Here is a 16,715-nt window from a genome sequence, read left to right as displayed (position 1 = left end):
CCGCCTCGGCATCCCGGCACTCTGTCCCACCTGCACGTTTAACGAGTGAGGGTCCGTCGTCCACAGGGCGGCGGGCCCTCACCCGTCTGTCTGCGACACTGGATGAACCATGCCTAAGCCCGGAGAACTCACTTTCGTCGCGCCCCGCGGATCCAAGAAGCCGCCGCGGCACATCGCCGACCTCACGCCCGCCGAGCGCAAGGAAGCGGTCGCCGCGACCGGTGAGAAGCCGTTCCGCGCCCAGCAGCTCTCGCAGCACTACTTCGCGCGGTACGCGGCCGACCCGGCCGAGTGGACGAACATCCCGGCCGGATCGCGGGAGAAGCTCGCCGAGGCGCTGTTCCCCGACCTGATGTCCGTGATGCGGCACATCAGCTGCGACGACGACACCACGCGCAAGACCCTGTGGAAGCTGCACGACGGGACGCTCGTCGAGTCCGTCCTCATGCGCTACCCCGACCGCGTCACGATGTGCATCTCCTCACAGGCCGGCTGCGGTATGAACTGCCCCTTCTGCGCCACCGGGCAGGCCGGCCTCGACCGCAATCTGTCGACCGCCGAGATCGTGCACCAGATCGTCGACGGCATGCGCGCCCTGCGCGACGGCGAGGTGCCCGGGGGGCCCGCGCGGCTGTCCAACATCGTCTTCATGGGCATGGGCGAGCCGCTCGCCAACTACAACCGTGTGGTCGGCGCGATCCGCCGTCTCACCGACCCGGAGCCGGACGGTCTCGGCCTCTCGCAGCGCGGGATCACCGTCTCCACCGTGGGCCTCGTCCCGGCCATGCTGCGCTTCGCCGACGAGGGCTTCAAGTGCCGTCTCGCCGTCTCGCTGCACGCCCCGGACGACGAGCTGCGCGACACCCTGGTCCCCGTCAACACCCGGTGGAACGTCCGCGAGGTGCTGGACGCCGCCTGGGAGTACGCGGAGAAGTCCGGCCGCCGGATCTCCATCGAGTACGCCTTGATCCGGGACATCAACGACCAGGCCTGGCGGGGCGACCGGCTCGGCCGGCTGCTCAAGGGCAAGCGGGTGCACGTCAACCTGATCCCGCTGAACCCCACGCCCGGCTCGAAGTGGACCGCCTCGCGGCCCGAGGACGAGAAGGCCTTCGTCGAGGCCATCGCCGCCCACGGCGTGCCCGTCACCGTCCGGGACACCCGCGGCCAGGAAATCGACGGGGCCTGCGGGCAACTCGCGGCCTCCGAGCGCTAGCCGACTCCCGGGTCGGCGGACTCCGCGTGCCGGCCTCGCCCGGGCGTCCGAAATCCGCCGGTGTAGCCTGGGCTGGAAATCAACTTCATATTCCGACAGGGGAGCGCCACAGCGCTGAGAGTGCGGCACCAAGGACAGGTTGGCCGCAGACCCTCTGAACCTCGCCCGGGTCATTCCGGGTAGGAAGTTCGGACCTTACTCAAGCTGTTGCGCCCTGCCCGCTTCCGGTTCGCCGGACAGCGGGCGGGGCCGCGTCTCTTCCTGGTCATCTCCAGGAGGAATCACATGAACACCACCACGAAGTACGCGGCGACCGCGCTCGCCGCCGCTCTCGGCGTCACCGTGCTCGCGGGCTGCGGCGACGACGGTTCCGCCGGCCCCGGGGAGTCCAAGGGCCCGGCCTCGAAGACCGTGACCCTGGTCAGCCACGACTCCTTCAACGTGTCGGACAAGGTGCTGAAGGCGTTCACGAAGGAGACCGGCTACAAGGTCGAGATCCTCAAGAGCGGCGACGCCGGAGCCGCGCTCAACCAGGAGATCCTGACCAAGGGCTCCCCGCGCGGCGACGTCTTCTTCGGCGTCGACAACACCCTGCTCTCCCGCGCCCTCGACAACGGTCTGTTCACCGCGTACGAGGCCAAGGGCCTGGACACGGTCGCGGCGGACACACAGACGGACGAGAAGATGCGGGTCACGCCCGTCGACACCGGCGACATCTGCGTCAACTACGACAAGCAGTACTTCGCCGACAAGAAGCTCGCCCCGCCGAAGACCTTCGATGACCTGCTGAAGCCCGCGTACAAGAACCTCCTCGTCACCGAGAACGCCGCCGGCTCCTCGCCCGGCCTCGGCTTCCTCCTCGGCACCATCGCCGCCCAGGGCGAGGACGGCTACGAGGCGTACTGGAAGAAGCTGAAGGCCAACGGCGTCAAAGTCGTCGACGGCTGGGAGCAGGCGTACAACGAGGAGTTCTCCGGCTCCGCGGGCGGCAAGAAGGCCAACGCCGACCGGCCGCTCGTCGTCAGTTACGCCTCCAGCCCGCCCGTCGAGGTGCTCTACGCCGACCCGCAGCCGAAGGAGGCGCCCACCGGGGTCGCCACCGGCACCTGCTTCCGGCAGACCGAGTACGCGGGGCTGCTGACCGGGGCGAAGAACGAGGCGGGCGGCAAGGCGCTGCTGGACTTCATGATCAGCAAAACGTTCCAGGAGGACATGCCGCTGAACATGTTCGTGAACCCGGTCGTGAAGGACGCGGCCCTCCCCGAGCTGTTCACGAAGTTCGGCGAGAAGATCGACACGCCTCCCACCGTCGCACCCGAGAAGATCACCGCCAACCGTGAGCAGTGGATCCAGTCGTGGCAGTCGCTGGTCCTGAAGTAGAGCCCGGCGTGAAGACCGCCGAGGCCTCCCGGGAACGGCACCGGTCCGGGCGGCGCGGGGCCGCGCTGCGGCTCGGCCTGATGGCCGTGCCCGTCGCGTTCTTCGCGCTGTTCTTCGCCTATCCCGTGACCGCCATCGTCGGCCGCGGGCTCAAGGCGGGAGGCGACTGGCAGTTCGGGCGGATCGGCGAGGTGCTGGCCCGCCCGGACATCCTCGACGTCCTCTGGTTCACCACCTGGCAGGCCCTCGCCTCGACCGCGCTCACCCTGCTGATCGCCCTGCCCGGGGCGTATGTCTTCGCCCGGTTCGACTTCCCCGGCAAGCAGCTGCTGCGGGCGGTCGTCACGGTGCCGTTCGTGCTGCCCACCGTCGTCGTCGGTACCGCGTTCCTGGCGCTGCTGGGGCGGGGCGGGCTCCTCGACGAACTGTGGGGCGTCCGTCTGGACACCACCGTGTGGGCGATCCTGCTGGCCCACGTCTTCTTCAACTACGCCGTGGTCGTACGGACGGTGGGCGGGCTCTGGTCCCAGCTGGACCCCCGGCAGGAGGAGGCCGCCCGGGTGCTCGGCGCCGGACGGTTCGCCGCCTTCCGCCGGGTGACGCTGCCCGCGCTCGCCCCGGCCGTCGCCGCCGCCGCGCTGATGGTCTTCCTCTTCACCTTCACCTCCTTCGGCGTCGTACAGATCCTCGGCGGACCCGCGTACGCCACCCTGGAGGTGGAGGTCTACCGGCAGACCGCGCAGCTGCTGGACCTGCCCACGGCGGCCGTGCTGACCCTGGTGCAGTTCGTCGCGGTCGGCGCGATCCTGGCCGTGCACGCCGTGACCGTACGCCGCCGGGAGCGGGCGCTGAAGCTCGTCGACCCGGCGCAGACCTCGCGCCGGCCGCGTGGCGCCGGGCAGTGGGTGCTGCTCGGCGGCGTCCTGCTCACCGCGCTGCTGCTGATCCTGCTGCCGCTCGGGGTGCTCGTGGAGCGTTCCTTCGACGGAGCCGACGGAGCCGACGGAGCCGACGGGGCTGCCGGATCCGGCGGGTACGGCTTCGGCTACTACCGGGCCCTCCAGTCGGCCGGGTCCGGCGGCTCCTCCACCTTCCTGGTCCCGCCGCTGGAGGCCGTCGGCAACTCCCTGCGGTACGCGCTCGTCGCGACGCTCATCGCGCTCGTCGTCGGCGGGCTCGCGGCGGCGGCCCTGACCCGGCGGGCGGGGCCGCTGGTCCGCGGCTTCGACGCGCTGCTGATGCTGCCGCTCGGGGTGTCCGCCGTCACCGTCGGCTTCGGCTTCCTGATCACCCTGGACGAGCCGCCGCTCGACCTGCGGACCTCCTGGATCCTGGTCCCGCTGGCCCAGGCGCTGGTCGGCGTCCCCTTCGTCGTACGGACCATGCTGCCCGTACTGCGCGCGGTCGACGACCGGCTGCGGGAGGCCGCAGCCGTGCTGGGGGCCTCCCCGCTGCGGGCCTGGCGGGAGGTCGATCTGCCGTTGGTGCGGCGGGCGGTGCTGGTCGCGGCGGGCTTCGCCTTCGCCGTCTCCCTCGGGGAGTTCGGCGCGACGGTCTTCATCGCCCGGCCCGACAACCCGACCCTGCCGGTCGCCGTGGCCCGGCTGCTGGGCCGGTCCGGGGAGCTCAACTACGGGCAGGCGATGGCCCTCAGCACGATCCTGATGCTGGTGTGCGCGGTGTCGCTGCTGCTCCTCGAACGTATCCGCACCGACCGATCCGGGGAGTTCTGAACGAGATGCTGAGCTTGCGGGAAGCCACCGTGCGGTTCGGGAAGCGGACGGCGCTGGACGCGGTCGACCTGGAGGTCGCCGATCACCGGATCGTCTGCCTGCTCGGTCCCAGCGGCAGTGGGAAGTCCACCCTGCTCCGGGCCGTCGCCGGGCTCCAGCCCATGGACGGCGGCCGGGTCCTGCTGGCCGGACAGGACCAGAGCGGCGTCCCGGTGCACCGGCGCGGCCTCGGCCTGATGTTCCAGGACCACCAGCTCTTCCCGCACCGGGACGTCGGCGCCAACGTCGCCTTCGGGCTCCGGATGCACGGCGTCGGGCGGGCCGAGACCGGGCACCGCGTCCGTGAACTGCTGGAGCTGGTCGGTCTGCCCGGGGCCGAACGCCGCGCGGTCGCCGCGCTGTCCGGCGGTGAGCAGCAGCGCGTCGCCCTGGCCCGCGCGCTGGCCCCGCGCCCGAAGCTCCTGATGCTGGACGAGCCGCTCGGCCAGCTCGACCGCAGCCTCCGCGAACGCCTCGTCGTCGAACTGCGCACCCTGTTCCAGGAGTTGGGCACCACCGTGCTGGCCGTCACGCACGACCAGGGCGAGGCGTTCGCGCTCGCCGACCGGGTCGTCGTGATGCGGGACGGCCGGATCGCGCAGGAGGGCAGCCCGCTGGACGTCTGGCAGCGCCCCGCCTCGGCGTTCGTCGCCCGCTTCCTCGGCTTCGACAACGTCACCGGGGCGAGCGTCACCGGAGGGGCCGCCGCCACCGCCTGGGGCAAGGTCCCGGTTCCCGGGGGCTCCCCGCAGGGCGAGGTGGATCTGCTGGTCCGGCCCGCCGGCGTCCTGATCGGCGCTCCTGAGGACGGCCTGCGCTGCACGGTCGGCGTCCGCACCTTCCGGGGGAACCACGTGACCGTACGGCTGATACCCGAGAACGCGCCGGTGCTGGAGGCCGAGTGCGCCCTGCGGGACACCCCGGACGAGGGCGCGGTCGTGGGCGTCCGCTTCGACGCCGCGGAGACGGTGGTGCTGGCGACCGGGGCGGACGCTCCCGAGGCGGACGCCTCCTAGGGAGCCTGTGTCCCCGCCACCACCAGCCCCCGTTCGTACGCCAGGATCACCGCCTGCGCCCGGTCCCGCAGCTCCATCTTCGCGAACAGCCGGTTGATGTGGGTCTTCACCGTGTGGTCGGTGATGGTCAGCCGGTCGGCGATGTCCGCGTTGGACAGGCCCCGCGCGATCAGGACGAGCACCTCCGCCTCGCGCGCGGTCAGCCCGTCGATCGAGCGCGGCGGGGGAGTGCTGACCCGCTGCCGGGTCGCGGTGCTGCTGCCCCTGCTGGTGCTTCTCGCCGTGGACCGGGCGCAGTTGGAGGTCGATGTCGTCGCCCGCTCCGCGGGGCTCCTGCTCTCCGAGGGCACGCCCTACCTCGAACGGCCCGCCGTGCCCGAGGACTTCAACCCGTATCTCCCCGGCATGGCGGCCTTCGGGATCCCGGAGGCGGTGGCCGGGCCCGGGCCGTTCACCGACCCCCGGCTGTGGATGGGCGCCGCCTTCCTCGGCGCGTTCGCCCTCGCCCTTCCGGCGGGGGCCCGCCGGAAGGCGCCCCGGTGGCTCGCCGCCTGCCCGCTGGTGGCGCTGCCGCTCGCGGTCGGCGGCGTCGATCTGCCGGTGGCCGGGCTGATGTGCCTGGGGCTGGCCGGGGCGGGGCGGGGCGGGGCGGGGGCGGCCGGGCCGGGCCGGGCTGGCGCTCGGGCTGGCCGCCGCCCTCAAGTGGACCGCGTGGCCGGCGGTGCCGGTGGCCCTCGCCCTGCTCGCCACGGCCTCCCGCGACGGCCGCCGGAGTCACGCGGGCTTCGAGGACGACGGCCGCCGGGGGAGCCGCGCCGCCCTGCGCTGCGGGCTCGCCGCCCTGCTCACCGCCGCCGGGCTCGTCCTGCCCGCCGCCCTGCGCGACCCGGGAGCCTTCCGGACCCATGTCGTTGACTTCCCCCTCGGGCTCACCGGAGCGGTCTCGTCCGCCGCCAGCCCGTTCCCCGGTCATCTGCTCGCCGCCCAGGTCCCCGGTGGCCGGACCCTGGCTCTGCTGCTGCTCGGGGTGAGCGCCCTGCTCCTCGTCGGCTCCCTGATCGCCCGGCCCCCGGCGACGGCGTCGGCCGCCGCCGTACGGCTCGCCCTCGGACTGCTCCTGGCCATCGCGTTCATGCCCGCGAGCCGGTTCGGCTATCTGGTGCACCCGCTGGTCCTCGCGGCCTGGGCCCTCGCCCAGCACCCGCCCGCCCACCCCCATCGCATACGAGAACGGGTGCGCGCCGCACGCGTACCCCGACGGAAGCAGGCCTCCCGATGACACGCAGCCGCACTCTCGTGGTGACCAACGACTTCCCGCCCCGCCAGGGCGGCATCGAGACCTTCGTCCACGCCATGACCAGCCGGTTCCCCACGGACTCCGTCGTCGTCCACACCTCCGCCGAACCCGGGGCTGCCGCCCATGACGCCGCCCTGCCCCACCCCGTGGTCCGCGACCCGGCCCGCACCCTGCTCCCGGTCCCACGCGTCGCCGCCCGCGCGGTGGAGATCGCCCGCCACCACGGCTGCGACAGCGTCTGGTTCGGGGCCGCCGCACCGCTCGGGCTCCTGGCGGACCGGCTGCGCCGGGAGAGCGGGGTGCGGAGGGCCGTGGCCACGACGCACGGGCACGAGGTGTGGTGGGCCCGCACGCCCGGGACCCTTGCACTGCTGCGGCGGATCGGCGACCGTACCGACGTGGTGACCTATCTGGGCGAGGCGACCCGCGCGCCCATCGCCGCCGCACTCGGCCCGGCCGCCGCCCGCCGCATGGTGCGCCTGGCGCCGGGGGTGGACGCGGAGGCGTTCGGCGTACGGGAAGCGGCGCGCGAAGCCGTACGGGAGGAGGCGCGCGACGCCGAACGGTCCGGGGCGTGGGACGGCATAGGCCCTCCGGGGGCCGGCGTCCGCGAGCGGTACGGCCTGGGCGGGCGGCCCGTGATCCTCTGCGCGGCGCGGCTCGTCCCGCGCAAGGGCCAGGACACCCTGATCCGCGCCCTGCCCGCCGTGCGGCGCGCGGTGCCCGACGCCGTGCTCCTGCTGACCGGCGACGGACCCTACGCCCGGACCCTGCGCCGGCTCGCCGCGGACACCGGGGTCGCGGACGGGGTGGTCCTCGCGGGCGGGCAGCCGCACGCGGCGATGCCGGAGCACTACGCGGCCTGCGACGTCTTCGCGATGCCGTGCCGCACCCGCAGAGGGGGCCTGGAGGTGGAGGGGCTGGGCATCGTCTTCCTGGAGGCCGCCGCCGCCGGGCTGCCGGTCCTCGTCGGCGACTCGGGCGGCGCGCCGGACACCGTACGGGACGGGGAGACGGGGCACGTGGTCGACGGGCGCGACGTCGCCGCCGTCGCGGACCGGCTCGTGGCGTTGCTGCGGGACCGGGCGGGGTCCCGGGCGATGGGGGAGAAGGGCCGGGCGTGGGTCCGCGAGGCGTGGGGGTGGGAGCAGGCGTACGAGACCCTCGCGGAGCTGCTGGCCCCCTGACCGGCGTGGCAGGAGGGCGACGGGCGGGGCAAGCTGGAGGCGGACAACCCCGCGCCCGGCGCTCCGGCGGCGCGGAACGGCCGGATCGGACAAGGACCGTGATCATGACCGGTGGCACCCGTGAGGGCATCGACCTCACCCGCGTCCTGCACGCCCCTCAGCAGCGCGTCTTCGCCGCCTGGACCTCACCGGAGGACTTCGCCGCCTGGTACGGGGGTGAGGCGGACGTCCCCCTGGACCGGGTGGCGATGGACGTGCGGCCCGGCGGCGCGTGGAGCCTGGTCATCGTGATGCCGGGCGTGGAGATGCCCTTCCACGGGATCTACCGCGAGGTGAGCGAGCCCGACGGCCTCGTCCTCACGCTCAAGGACGCCTCCGCGCCCGAGGACGCCGAGGGCGAGATCGTCACCGTCACCTTCAGCGACCTCGGCGACGGGACCACCGAGCTGGCCTTCCAGCAGCGCGGCGGCAACCTCACCCCCGAGCAGTACGCGGCGGCGGAGGACGGCTGGGAGGCCTTCTTCGATGCCCTGGCCGCCCGCCTCGCCACCCATCCCTGAGCCGGCCCCGTCCCCGAACCTCCGGGAGGGAACTCCCGGCGGTTCACTTCGTCAGCGGAAGCGCCGCCAACTGCGCGATCACCCACGTCAGCGGCGCAAACAGGGCCAGCAGCGCGCCCGCCCGCAGCGCCGTCGCCCGGCGCAGCACGGCGGTCGGAGCGCCCATCCTGAGCAGCGCCTCGACCGTGTGCGCGCGGGCGTGCTTGGCCTCCAGCGCCGAGGTCAGCAGCGTCGCCGCCGTACAGCCGAGGACCAGCACCGCGCCGAGTGCGGTGAGCGGGCCGTACGGGCGCTCGTCGCCCCCGTACAGCGCCGAAGCGGCGATCGCCGCGGAGAGCACCGCGCAGACGACCCCGAGCGGGCGGCCGATCCGGCGCGCCTCGTCCATCAGGACCCGGCCCGCCAGCAGCCGTACGGCACCGGGGCGCACGGCTTGCAGCGCCCGCCCGCACAGATAGGTCAGGCTCGGCCCCGCCATCGCCAGGCCGACCGCCGTGAGCGTCCACCCGATCAGTACCGCCACCGGGGTGGAGTCGTACCGTCCGGGCAGCGGGAACGCGCTCCCGGCGGCACCCCGTGACGCGATCGCCTCGACCGCGAGTCCGGCAGCCGTCAGCGCCACGCCCCAGGGGAGCCCGGCCGGAGCCGGTGCGGGCTCCGGCAGCTCCTCGGAGCCGAAGGTGTCCCGGGCCGGGTCGGGCCGGGACCGCAGGGCCAGCGCGCTCGCCGTCGACGCGGCCACCGGTACGAGCGCCAGCAGCATCAGCGCGGCGGCCGGCGGCAGCGGGCTGCCCGCGCCGAGGAACTCCGCGGCGCCCCCGTCGAACGGCATCCCGGTGAGATCGCCGCGCAGATGCAGGAAGAAGAGCAGGGCCACCACGGAGCCGAGCGTGGTGGAGACGGCCGTGGAGACCGCGGCCAGCGCGGACAACCGGACCGGGCCGAGGCCCATGGAGGAGAGGCCCGGCCGGGGCCGGGTGCTCGGGTCGGCCCGGGCCACCGCCACGGCGAACTGCACGGTGGCGGCCAGCGGGACGAAGCACCACAGCAGCCGCAGCACCGAACCGGCGGAGGCGGGGTGCGCGGCGGCGTACCCGAGGGCGCACAGGAGGAGGAATCCGACGCCGGCCGAGGCGGCGGCCACCAGCAGCCGCCGGACCAGGACGAGGGGATGAGACCCGCGGGCTAGACGGAGAGCGAGCACGCCGCGCGGCCCTCCGCTTCCGGCTTCGCGGGCACGGTACCGGTGGCGACGCAGCGGCCGTCCAGCAGCGGGACGGCCCGGTCGGCGAGCGCAGCGACCTCGGCGTCGTGCGTCGCCAGCACGACGGTGATGCCGTGCGAGCGGGCCGCCGTGGTGAGGGTGCGCAGCACCTGGGTGCGGTCCGCGCGGTGGAGGGTCGCGGTGGGCTCGTCGGCGAAGATCACGGTCGGTGCGCCGCACAGGGCGCGGGCCACCGAGACCCGCTGGCGCTGCGCCTGGAGGAGCGCGTGCGGCCGCTTCTTGGCGAAGGCGGCGATGTCCAGGCGCTCCAGCCACTCTCCGGCCGCCTTCCTGGCGGCCCGGTGCGAGACACCGCGCAGCAGCAGGGGCAGCGCGGTGTTCTCCCAGACGGTCAGCTCCGGGACCAGCTCCGGATCGGAGGCGATCCAGCCGAAGCGCTCGCGGCGCAGTTGTTCGCGGACCCGGGGGGCCATGGTGTGGACGGGGACGCTGTTGAACCAGACCTCGCCCTCCTGGGGCACGAGCCGGCCCGAGAGGCAGTGCAGCAGCGTCGTCTTCCCGCTGCCGCGCGGGCCGGTCACGGCAAGGATCTCGGCGTCCCGGACGCCGATGGAGACACCGCCGAGACCGGGCGATCCGTTGTGGGAGTGGTGCAGGGAACGCGCCCAGATCACGTCGTTGTCCGGCGGGGCCACCATGGCGTACACCTCGGTTCAGGTCAGATTTCCCGTCCCCCGTACGGGGGAACGAAGACGCGGCCGATCGGTCACTCGGCACCGTAGATAGTCGGACCGGTGTGGGCGCACAGCACGCGGCCCGGATGCGCCCCTTGTCACTCGAAGGGGTGTATCCGGGCCGGAGAACCGTATGAAATGACCGCCGGTGGGCGATCAGCCGGGGGACCTGGTGTCGGTCAGAGCTTCGTCCAGGCCTCCGTGAGGACGGCCCGCAGAATGCCCTCGATCTCGTCGAACGTCGACTGGTCGGAGATCAACGGCGGCGCGAGCTGGATGACCGGGTCGCCGCGGTCGTCGGCCCGGCAGTACAGGCCGTTGTCGTACAGCGCCTTGGAGAGGAAGCCGTACAGGACGCGCTCGGTCTCCTCGTCGGTGAACGTCTCCTTGGTGGCCTTGTCCTTCACCAGCTCGATGCCGTAGAAGAACCCGTTGCCGCGGACGTCGCCGACGATCGGCAGGTCGTACAGCTTCTGGAGGGTCGTCAGGAAGGCGTTCTCGTTGTCGAGGACGTGCTGGGTGAGGTTCTCGCGCTCGAAGATGTCGAGGTTGGCGATGCCCACCGCGGCGGAGACCGGGTGGCCGCCGAAGGTGTAGCCGTGCAGGAAGGTGTTGCCGCCCTTGTAGAACGGCTCCGCGATCCGGTCCGAGACGATGCAGGCGCCGATCGGGGAGTAGCCCGAGGTCATGCCCTTCGCGCAGGTGATCATGTCCGGCACGTAGCCGAACTTGTCGCACGCGAAGATGGTGCCGAGCCGGCCGAAGGCGCAGATGACCTCGTCGGAGACGAGCAGCACGTCGTACTTGTCGCAGATCTCACGGACCCGCTGGAAGTAGCCGGGCGGCGGCGGGAAGCAGCCGCCCGCGTTCTGCACGGGCTCCAGGAAGACGGCCGCGACGGTCTCGGGGCCCTCGAAGAGAATCTCCTGCTCGATCTGGTCGGCGGCCCAGCGGCCGAAGGCCACCGGGTCGTCGCCGAAGAGCGGGGCGCGGTAGATGTTCGTGTTCGGCACCTTGTGCGCGCCGGGGACCAGCGGCTCGAAGGGGGCCTTCAGGGCCGGGAGGCCGGTGATGGACAGCGCGCCCTGCGGGGTGCCGTGGTAGGCGACGGCACGCGAGATGACCTTGTACTTGGTCGGCTTGCCCTGGAGCTTGAAGTACTGCTTGGCCAGCTTCCAGGCGGTCTCGACGGCCTCGCCGCCACCGGTGGTAAAGAAGACCTTGTTGAGGTCGCCCGGGGCGTAGTCGGCGAGCCGCTCGGCCAGCTCGACGGCCTTCGGGTGGGCGTAGGACCACACCGGGAAGAAGGCGAGCTCCTGGGCCTGCTTGTACGCCGTCTCGGCGAGCTCGTGACGACCGTGACCGGCGTTGACCACGAACAGGCCGGAGAGACCGTCCAGGTAGCGCTTGCCCTTGTCGTCGAAGATGTACGTTCCCTCGCCACGCACGATGGTGGGAACGGGCGCGTTCTCGTAGTCCGACATGCGGGTGAAGTGCATCCACAGGTGGTCGTACGCGGTTCGGCTGAGGTCCTTGCTCACGGCTATCGGGTTCCCCACATATAGGTCTGCTTCTTGAGCTTGAGGTAGACGAAGCTCTCGGTGGAGCGCACTCCGGGAAGGGTCCGGATGCGTTTGTTGATCATCTCCAGCAGGTGGTCGTCGTCCTCGCAGACGATCTCCACCATCAGGTCGAAGGAGCCCGCGGTCATGACCACGTACTCGCACTCGGCCATGGCCGACAGGGCCTCGGCCACCGGGTCGAGGTCGCCCTCGACGTTGATGCCGACCATCGCCTGACGCCGGAACCCCACGGTGAGCGGGTCCGTGACGGCGACGATCTGCATCACGCCCTGGTCGAGCAGCTTCTGGACGCGCTGGCGCACAGCCGCTTCGGAGAGGCCGACGGCCTTGCCGATCGCGGCGTACGGACGCCGTCCGTCCTCCTGGAGCTGCTGGATGATTGCGAGGGAGACGGCATCGACCGCTGGCGGTGATCCGTTCCCGGTCCTGGAGTCTGCGCTGCGACTGGCCACACACCCACCATGCACCGCTCCTCGTCTGTCTCGCAACCCCAGATCGATGAAATTCGTTGTCTGGATGCCTGGATCTGACTGAATCCGAAGTTGAGGGCGGGCGGGTATGTCGAAAGCGTCACCGGAACGATTAGGGTGGACGTCTCACCCATCGGACAGCCGACAGGAGGGGTGGTTGTGACCACCGAGGTGCGCCGTCTGCGCAACTACATCAACGGAGAGTTCCGGGACGCCGCGGACGGGCGGACCATCGATGTGGTCAGCCCGGTGACGGAAGAGGTCTACGCGACCTCGCCGCTCTCCGGTCAGGCCGACGTCGATGCCGCCATGGAGGCCGCCGCGGCGGCCTTCCCCGCTTGGCGTGACACCACGCCCGCCGAGCGGCAGAAGGCCCTGCTGAAGATCGCGGACGCGTTCGAGGAGCGGGCCGAGGACCTGATCGCCGCCGAGTCGGAGAACACCGGCAAGCCGCTCGGTCTGACCCGCAGCGAAGAGATCCCGCCGATGGTGGACCAGATCCGTTTCTTCGCGGGGGCCGCACGACTCCTCGAAGGCCGCTCGGCCGGCGAGTACATGGAGGGTCTGACCTCCATCGTCCGCCGTGAGCCGGTCGGCGTCTGCGCCCAGGTCGCACCGTGGAACTACCCGATGATGATGGCCGTCTGGAAGTTCGCCCCGGCGCTCGCCGCGGGCAACACCGTCGTCATCAAGCCGTCCGACACCACCCCGGCGTCGACCGTGCTGATGGCCGAGATCATGGGGCAGATCCTGCCCAAGGGCGTCTTCAACGTCCTGTGCGGCGACCGGGACACCGGCCGCGCCATGGTCGAGCACCCGACCCCGGCGATGGCCTCCATCACCGGTTCGGTACGGGCGGGCACGCAGGTCGCCGAGTCGGCGGCCAAGGACGTCAAGCGCGTCCACCTGGAGCTCGGCGGCAAGGCGCCCGTCGTGGTCTTCGACGACGCCGACATCGCCAAGACCGTCTCGGGCGTCTCGGAGGCGGGCTTCTTCAACGCGGGCCAGGACTGTACGGCCGCCACCCGCGTCCTGGTCCACGAGTCGATCCACGACGCGTTCGTCACCGCGCTCGCCAAGGCCGCCGCCGACACGAAGACCGGGATGCCGGACGACGAGGACGTGGCGTACGGCCCGCTCAACAACGCCAACCAGCTGAAGCAGGTCAGCGGCTTCATCGAGCGCCTTCCCGCCCATGCCAAGGTCGAGGCGGGCGGCCACCGGGTCGGCGACAAGGGCTACTTCTACGCGCCGACCGTCGTCTCCGGCCTGAAGCAGGACGACGAGATCATCCAGAACGAGGTCTTCGGACCCGTCATCACCGTCCAGTCCTTCACCGACGAGCAGCAGGCCGTCGACTACGCCAACGGCGTCGACTACGCGCTCGCCTCCTCGGTGTGGACGACGAACCACTCCCGTGCCATGCGCATGTCCAAGAACCTCGACTTCGGCTGCGTGTGGATCAACACCCACATCCCGCTGGTCGCCGAGATGCCGCACGGCGGGTTCAAGAAGTCCGGCTACGGCAAGGACCTCTCCGCGTACGGCTTCGAGGACTACACCCGTATCAAGCACGTCATGACGTCCATCGAGGACTGACGGCTCCTCTCCGACCGTGCACGGCCCCGGGCTTCGGTCCGGGGCCGTTCCCGTGCCGCCGCCGTGCCAGGCGTGCGGGACAGGCTGGACAAGGTGTGCGGGGCGGGCCCGCCCCGCTGGACGCTTGGTCCATTGTCCGCGGGAGCGCCGACCGGCATTCTGCGCGGGTGCGAGCGATCAGGAAGAACCCCATGTCCCGCCGTTCCCTGCTGCGCGCCCTCGGGGCGGGAGCGGCCGGCGCCACCCTGGCCGGCTGCGGGGTGCCCGCGGCCTATGTCGAGCCCGGCGACCGGGCCGGCCGCGACAGCTCCGCCACCGACCCCACCCTGCACTTCGCCAACTGGCCGCTCTACATCGACACCGACGACGACAACGAGTCGCGGCGGCCCACCCTGGACGCCTTCTCGCAGCGGACCGGGATCTCCGTCACGTACACCGAGGAGATCAACGACAACGACGAGTTCTTCGGGAAGATCAGCCCCGCGCTGATGAACGGCCAGGAGACCGGCCGGGACCTGATCGTCATCAGCGACTGGATGGCCGCCCGCTTCGTCCGGCTCGGCTGGGTCCAGGAGATGGACCGGGCCGAGCAGCCCAACGTCGCCAAGTACCTCGACCCCCTGCTGCGTGACCCCGCCTTCGACGAGGGGCGGCTCCACAGCGTTCCCTGGCAGTCCGGGATCACCGGCATCGCCTACAACCGCGAGAAGCTCGGTCGCGAGATCCGGTCCACCGGCGACCTGTGGGCGGACGACCTGCGCGGCCGGGTCACCCTGCTCTCCGGGCTCGACGAGTCGTTCGCGCTGCTCATGCAGGGCAACGGCGTCGACATCACCCGCTGGACGGCCGACGACTTCCACGAGATCTGCGAGCAGACACAGAAGCGGGTCCGCTCGAAGCACATCCGCCGCTTCACCGGCAACGACTACATCAAGGACCTCGCCACCGGCGACGTGCTCGCCTGCCAGGCGTACTCCGGGGACGTCATCCAGCTCCAGGCCGACAACCCCGACATCGAGTTCGTCGTCCCCGAGGAGGGGGCCGAACTGTGGGCGGAGTCCCTGATGATCCCCAACCTCGCCCGCCACAAGCGCAACGCCGAGCGGCTGATCGACCACTACTACGACCCCGAGGTCGCCGCCGAACTCGCCGCCTGGGTCAACTACGTCTGCCCCGTGCCCGCCGCCCGGTCCGTCCTGGCCTCCTCGAAGGACGAGGAGACCGCCGCGCTCGCCGAGGATCCGCTGATCTTCCCCGACGGCGCGATGCGCGAGCGGCTCGCCATCGCCCGCGACATCACCTCCGAGGAGCGGATGGGATTCGCCAAGAAGTGGAACTCCATCGTCGGCTTGTGAAGCTCTGGCAGGGGGGCCGTAAAGGGGCGACCGGATCAAGCGGCCGGCGGCGGTCCGAAGGCGGCCACCACGATGCCCATCGCCGTGGCGTTCATGTCCTTCCCCTTCGCGTCCGTCGCACCGACGCTGTAGACCAGCGTGCGGGAGAGGTCGCGGGTGGCCGCCACCGCCGTGTTGTACCCCCAGCGGCCGCCCGTCTTGCCCCACACCTGGCGGCCGCCCAGGGTGAGCACCGAGAGGCCGGCGCTGAACTGCGCCGGCTTCCCGGAGCCGTAGGTGCGCACCGAGGCGCCGGGCAGCGTGAACATCTCCTCCAGCAGCGGCCCGCGCACCACCCGCCCGCCGAACAGGGCGGTGGTGAAGCGCTCCAGATCGGCGGTGGTCGAGATGATGTCCCCGGCCGCCCACCCGTCGGTCGGCCCCCACACCGTGACATCCCGCAGCTCGTCACCCCCGTCCGGCGTCGCGAATACCTGGTAGCCCCGGTTGTGCGGGCCGCGGATCCTGGGGTCCGCGCCGGGGAAGTACGTGGACCGCAGGCCGAGCGGGCGCAGGATCCGGTCCGCCACCGCGCGCGCGTACGCCTGCCCGGTGACGCGCTCGATCAGCAGCCCCAACACCGTGTAGTTGATGTTGAGGTAGTGCTGGCTGACACCCGGCGCGAACTCCCGTTCCTTCGCCGTGGCGGAGGCCACCATGGAGCGCGGGGTGTGGACGTCGAAGCGGTGCGCGTACCACTCGTCCAGGTTCCTGCCCGGGAGGTCGGCCGCGGGGATGCCGCTGGTGTGGTCGAGCAACTGGCCTACGGTGACCTCCCCGTACGCGGCCGGGATCAGGTCCGGCAGATAGTGCCGGGCGGTGCGGTCCAGGGACAGCTTCCGTTCGCCCGCCAGTTGCAGCACCGTGGCCGCCGTGAACACCTTGGTCACCGATCCGGCGCGGAAGCGGGCCGCCGGATCCGCCGCCCGGCCCGAGGGCAGATCGTGCACACCGGCGCTGCCGCGCCACGACCCGCCGGTGCCACCGACCCGGACGAGCGCGGCGACGGCGTCCCGGCGCGGGAGGCCGTCGATCGCCGCGCGCAGGGCCCGGGCGTCCGGAGCGTCCTGGGCCCGGGGCGCTCCGGAGGCCGCCGGGCGGGAGGCCGCAGCGGCGTCGGCGGGGGCGCTCGCGGACACGGGCCCGGCCGCCCCGCAGACGATGCCGAGGACCAGGGCGGTGGCCAGGAGCGTGCGGACAGATCTGTTCAGCGGATTCACCGGATGCCTCCGAGAGGAGAGGATGTCGTCAACTGCTCGTGGACTTCATCCTGTTGGCCCGG

General features: G+C 72.0%; 14 protein-coding genes and 1 pseudogene. 9 read left to right on the top strand and 6 right to left on the bottom strand.

Annotation, left to right across the window (positions count from 1 at the left end; genetic code table 11):
* Positions 1 to 109: 109 nt before the first annotated feature.
* The 4 genes from rlmN to N7925_RS08255 all read left to right on the top strand — a co-directional run bounded on the left by rlmN (position 110) and on the right by N7925_RS08255 (position 5,384).
* Positions 110 to 1,216: a 23S rRNA (adenine(2503)-C(2))-methyltransferase RlmN gene (gene rlmN / locus N7925_RS08270; protein ID WP_018960715.1), complete on the top strand. Its 1,107-nt coding sequence runs from the start codon at positions 110 to 112 to the stop codon at positions 1,214 to 1,216.
* A 285-nt stretch (positions 1,217 to 1,501) separates the two neighbouring features.
* A complete protein-coding gene (locus N7925_RS08265; RefSeq protein WP_274343502.1) occupies positions 1,502 to 2,596 on the top strand; it encodes a thiamine ABC transporter substrate-binding protein in 1,095 nt (364 codons plus the stop codon).
* Positions 2,597 to 2,676: 80 nt separating this feature from the next.
* Positions 2,677 to 4,329 (top strand): ABC transporter permease, encoded by a 1,653-nt coding sequence (locus N7925_RS08260; RefSeq protein ID WP_274346421.1) that lies wholly within the window; start codon positions 2,677 to 2,679, stop codon positions 4,327 to 4,329.
* 5 nt (positions 4,330 to 4,334) lie between these two features.
* Positions 4,335 to 5,384, top strand: a complete 1,050-nt coding sequence (locus N7925_RS08255) for an ABC transporter ATP-binding protein (protein ID WP_274343501.1) — start codon at positions 4,335 to 4,337, stop codon at positions 5,382 to 5,384.
* Here N7925_RS08255 and N7925_RS08250 read toward each other — a convergent pair.
* A pseudogene (locus N7925_RS08250) lies at positions 5,381 to 5,632 on the bottom strand (response regulator transcription factor); the annotation flags it as partial. The gene N7925_RS08255 and the pseudogene N7925_RS08250 overlap by 4 nt on opposite strands.
* A 479-nt stretch (positions 5,633 to 6,111) precedes the next feature.
* On the opposite strand from N7925_RS08250, the gene N7925_RS08245 reads away from it, so the two are divergent.
* The 3 genes from N7925_RS08245 to N7925_RS08235 all read left to right on the top strand — a co-directional run bounded on the left by N7925_RS08245 (position 6,112) and on the right by N7925_RS08235 (position 8,428).
* On the top strand, positions 6,112 to 6,663 hold the full coding sequence (locus N7925_RS08245; RefSeq protein ID WP_274343500.1) for a hypothetical protein: 552 nt from the start codon (positions 6,112 to 6,114) through the stop codon (positions 6,661 to 6,663).
* Positions 6,660 to 7,868 carry a glycosyltransferase family 4 protein gene (locus N7925_RS08240; RefSeq protein WP_274343499.1) on the top strand — a complete coding sequence of 403 codons (1,209 nt, stop codon included), beginning with the start codon at positions 6,660 to 6,662 and terminating at the stop codon, positions 7,866 to 7,868. Before N7925_RS08245 ends, N7925_RS08240 begins: the two co-directional genes overlap by 4 nt.
* A gap of 104 nt (positions 7,869 to 7,972) precedes the next feature.
* Positions 7,973 to 8,428, top strand: coding sequence for an SRPBCC family protein (locus N7925_RS08235; protein WP_018960709.1), 456 nt, complete (start codon positions 7,973 to 7,975; stop codon positions 8,426 to 8,428).
* A gap of 43 nt (positions 8,429 to 8,471) precedes the next feature.
* Here the strand turns inward: N7925_RS08235 and N7925_RS08230 are convergent, their stop codons facing one another.
* The 4 genes from N7925_RS08230 to N7925_RS08215 all read right to left on the bottom strand — a co-directional run bounded on the left by N7925_RS08230 (position 8,472) and on the right by N7925_RS08215 (position 12,422).
* Positions 8,472 to 9,632 carry a hypothetical protein gene (locus N7925_RS08230; protein WP_274343498.1) on the bottom strand — a complete coding sequence of 387 codons (1,161 nt, stop codon included), beginning with the start codon at positions 9,630 to 9,632 and terminating at the stop codon, positions 8,472 to 8,474.
* Positions 9,614 to 10,351 carry an ABC transporter ATP-binding protein gene (locus N7925_RS08225; RefSeq protein WP_274343497.1) on the bottom strand — a complete coding sequence of 246 codons (738 nt, stop codon included), beginning with the start codon at positions 10,349 to 10,351 and terminating at the stop codon, positions 9,614 to 9,616. The genes N7925_RS08230 and N7925_RS08225 overlap by 19 nt, the downstream gene beginning before the upstream one ends.
* A 215-nt stretch (positions 10,352 to 10,566) precedes the next feature.
* Complete coding sequence (locus tag N7925_RS08220; protein WP_274343496.1) at positions 10,567 to 11,946, bottom strand: aspartate aminotransferase family protein; 1,380 nt, start codon at positions 11,944 to 11,946, stop codon at positions 10,567 to 10,569.
* On the bottom strand, positions 11,931 to 12,422 hold the full coding sequence (locus N7925_RS08215) for an Lrp/AsnC family transcriptional regulator (RefSeq protein WP_228923198.1): 492 nt from the start codon (positions 12,420 to 12,422) through the stop codon (positions 11,931 to 11,933). The genes N7925_RS08220 and N7925_RS08215 overlap by 16 nt, the downstream gene beginning before the upstream one ends.
* Before the next feature lie 177 nt (positions 12,423 to 12,599).
* Here N7925_RS08215 and N7925_RS08210 point away from each other — a divergent pair, with 177 nt between their 5' ends.
* Together N7925_RS08210 and N7925_RS08205 are read left to right on the top strand one after the other, a co-directional pair.
* Positions 12,600 to 14,039, top strand: coding sequence for a gamma-aminobutyraldehyde dehydrogenase (locus tag N7925_RS08210; protein ID WP_265599037.1), 1,440 nt, complete (start codon positions 12,600 to 12,602; stop codon positions 14,037 to 14,039).
* 191 nt (positions 14,040 to 14,230) lie between these two features.
* Positions 14,231 to 15,394 carry a polyamine ABC transporter substrate-binding protein gene (locus N7925_RS08205; protein WP_265597406.1) on the top strand — a complete coding sequence of 388 codons (1,164 nt, stop codon included), beginning with the start codon at positions 14,231 to 14,233 and terminating at the stop codon, positions 15,392 to 15,394.
* Between the two features lie 35 nt (positions 15,395 to 15,429).
* Here N7925_RS08205 and N7925_RS08200 read toward each other — a convergent pair whose 3' ends face one another.
* A complete protein-coding gene (locus N7925_RS08200; protein ID WP_265603799.1) occupies positions 15,430 to 16,644 on the bottom strand; it encodes a serine hydrolase domain-containing protein in 1,215 nt (404 codons plus the stop codon).
* Between the last annotated feature and the right edge of the window lie 71 nt (positions 16,645 to 16,715).

Origin of the sequence: Streptomyces sp. CA-278952 (assembly GCF_028747205.1) — a bacterium.
Taxonomy (GTDB): Bacteria; Actinomycetota; Actinomycetes; order Streptomycetales; family Streptomycetaceae; genus Streptomyces.
The sequence above is the reverse complement of the archived record's forward strand: the minus strand, read 5'-3'. Positions and strand labels throughout refer to the sequence as shown.

Excerpts from the sequence above, each read along its gene's own strand:
- rlmN (WP_018960715.1), top strand. The coding sequence starts at position 110 with ATGCCTAAGCCCGGAGAACTCACTTTCGTCGCGCCCCGCGGATCCAAG.
- N7925_RS08265 (WP_274343502.1), top strand. The coding sequence starts at position 1,502 with ATGAACACCACCACGAAGTACGCGGCGACCGCGCTCGCCGCCGCTCTC.
- N7925_RS08260 (WP_274346421.1), top strand. The coding sequence starts at position 2,677 with ATGGCCGTGCCCGTCGCGTTCTTCGCGCTGTTCTTCGCCTATCCCGTG.
- N7925_RS08255 (WP_274343501.1), top strand. The coding sequence starts at position 4,335 with ATGCTGAGCTTGCGGGAAGCCACCGTGCGGTTCGGGAAGCGGACGGCG.
- N7925_RS08240 (WP_274343499.1), top strand. The coding sequence starts at position 6,660 with ATGACACGCAGCCGCACTCTCGTGGTGACCAACGACTTCCCGCCCCGC.
- N7925_RS08235 (WP_018960709.1), top strand. The coding sequence starts at position 7,973 with ATGACCGGTGGCACCCGTGAGGGCATCGACCTCACCCGCGTCCTGCAC.
- N7925_RS08225 (WP_274343497.1), bottom strand. The coding sequence starts at position 10,351 with ATGGTGGCCCCGCCGGACAACGACGTGATCTGGGCGCGTTCCCTGCAC.
- N7925_RS08205 (WP_265597406.1), top strand. The coding sequence starts at position 14,231 with ATGTCCCGCCGTTCCCTGCTGCGCGCCCTCGGGGCGGGAGCGGCCGGC.